Consider the following 616-nt stretch of genomic DNA (forward strand, 5'->3'; position numbering starts at 1 on the left):
GCCCCTGCTGCGACACCAAGTACCGTGTTCGTTTTTTTGTTAAAGAACTGCTTAGCAACAAGATTTAGGTTTTGAGGTCGTTCAGCTAGACGTCTCATGAAATAACCGTACCAGTCATTGCCGAAAGGAACATAGGTACAGAAGTTGTAGCCTTCACTTGCCAATTGTAACTGCATGTCTTTTCTAAAACCATATAGCATTTGAAATTCGAATTTATCATTCGGAATATCATGTCTCTTTACAAATTCTTTCACATGATTAATGACCCGATGGTCATGTGTTGCGATGGAAGTGAATTTTCCATTTAATAGATGCCATTCAACAATTTTAATAAAGTTCGCATCAATATCCTTCTTATCTTGATAAGCAATTTCTGCTGACTCTTTATAGGCACCTTTAACAAGACGAATACGGAAGTTCTCATATCTTTCAAGATATTCTTGTGCTTTATGGAAATAAGCTTGAATCACGGTACCTACATTTTGATACTCCAACGAAAGGTCATCTAATAAATTAAAAGTAGGCTCTAAGTGTTTGAAATCCTCCATATCAATATTCACAAAAATATCATAACGATGTGCTTTATCAACAATTTCTCTAATATTATTTAAACAGA

At 34.7% G+C, this 616-nt stretch carries 1 protein-coding gene; it reads right to left on the reverse strand.

Annotated features, from left to right (window positions below):
- Positions 1-616, reverse strand: a 616-nt coding sequence (locus V7137_RS27675) for a proline dehydrogenase family protein (protein ID WP_335701048.1), incomplete at both ends; no start/stop codon positions are given.

It is taken from the genome of Neobacillus drentensis, assembly GCF_036962765.1.
GTDB lineage: Bacteria > Bacillota > Bacilli > Bacillales > Cytobacillaceae > Neobacillus > Neobacillus drentensis_C.